Below are 1,419 nucleotides of genomic sequence, written 5' to 3' on the forward strand. Positions count from 1 at the left end.
GGTTGCGTCCACGGGAGTGGTGTACGACTTGCCCGTGATGGGCGTGTTGCGTAGATGAGAGACGGCCATCGCGTCGATCCTTCAAGACGACCAAGTCAGAGAAGGAAGAAGGAACGCGATGGCCGCTTCAGAGAGTGTGAACCCTGTTGACCTGCTGCGCGAGCAGATCGAGGGCGCGTCGCCGGATGTGTTGCAGGCGATGATCAAAACGTTCGCGCAGGCGGTGATGTCCGCCGAGGCTGACGCGATCTGCGGCGCTGGCTACGGGCAGCGCAGCGACGAGCGGGTCAACTCGCGCAACGGCTACCGGGCTCGGGAGTGGGACACCCGGGCGGGGACGATTGACCTGGCGATTCCCAAGCTTCGTCAGGGCAGCTACTTCCCCGACTGGCTGCTCACCCACCGGCGGCGGGCCGAGCAGGCCTTGGTCTCGGTCGTGGCCACGAGCTATCTGCTCGGGGTGTCGACGCGGCGGGTGGAGAAGCTGGTTGAGCAGCTCGGGATCCGGCAGTTGTCGAAGTCGCAGGTCTCGGAGATGGCCGCCCACCTCGACGCCCAGGTCGAGGCGTTCCGCAACCGGCCCCTCGACTCTGGGCATTACACGTTCGTGTGGATGGACGCGTTGACGATGAAGGTCCGCGAGGCCGGACGCACCGTCAATGTCCACGCCCTGATTGCGGTCGGGGTCAACGCCGACGGTCAACGGGAAGTCCTCGGCGTCGACGTCGCCTCGGACGAGGACGGCGCCGGCTGGCTGGCGTTCCTGCGATCGCTGACCGCCCGCGGACTGTCCGGCGTCCAGCTCGTCATCTCCGACGCCCACCGCGGCCTCGTCGCGGCGATCGGCGCGGCGTTGCCCGGCGCTACCTGGCAGCGGTGCCGCACCCATTACCTGCGCAACCTGCTCACGAAGGTGCCGAAGTCCGCGCAGCCGTGGATCGCCACCCTGGTCCGCACGATCTTCGACCAGCCTGATACCGACGCCGTCCACGCGCAGTTCCGGCGGGTCGTCGCCACGATTGAGGCGAAGTTCCCGGCCGCCGCTGAGCATCTCGACGCCGCCCGCGACGACCTCCTCGCGTTCACCAGTTTCCCGCGCGAGATCTGGCGTCAGATCTGGTCGAACAACCCGCAGGAACGCCTGAACAAGGAGATCCGCCGGCGCACCGATGTCGTCGGGATCTTCCCGAATCGGGCGGCGATCATCCGCCTCGTCGGCGCCGTCCTGGCCGAACAGACCGACGAATGGACCGAAGGACGCCGCTACATGGGCCTGGAACTCCTCGCCAAAGCCCGCCTGATCACCATCGACACCAGCCAACACGACACCGACCAGACCGACGCGGCATCGATCGCCGCATAACATCAGACCGGATCACACGATGGCCGTCTCTTACACCACCAGCGCGGACGTGACCC

At 66.8% G+C, this 1,419-nt stretch carries 1 protein-coding gene; it reads left to right on the top strand.

What is annotated here, in order from left to right; all coding sequences use genetic code 11:
- The first annotated feature begins 118 nt into the window (after window positions 1-118).
- Window positions 119-1,363: an IS256 family transposase gene (locus tag IRY44_RS30400; protein WP_194803563.1), complete on the top strand. Its 1,245-nt coding sequence runs from the start codon at window positions 119-121 to the stop codon at window positions 1,361-1,363.
- The last annotated feature ends 56 nt before the right edge of the window (window positions 1,364-1,419 follow it).

This window comes from Micromonospora sp. ANENR4 (genome assembly GCF_015354395.1).
GTDB classification, from domain to species: domain Bacteria; phylum Actinomycetota; class Actinomycetes; order Mycobacteriales; family Micromonosporaceae; genus Micromonospora; species Micromonospora aurantiaca.

What these genes read in the sequence shown, in the direction of transcription:
- IRY44_RS30400 (WP_194803563.1), top strand. Translation starts at nt 119, where the DNA reads ATGGCCGCTTCAGAGAGTGTGAACCCTGTTGACCTGCTGCGCGAGCAG.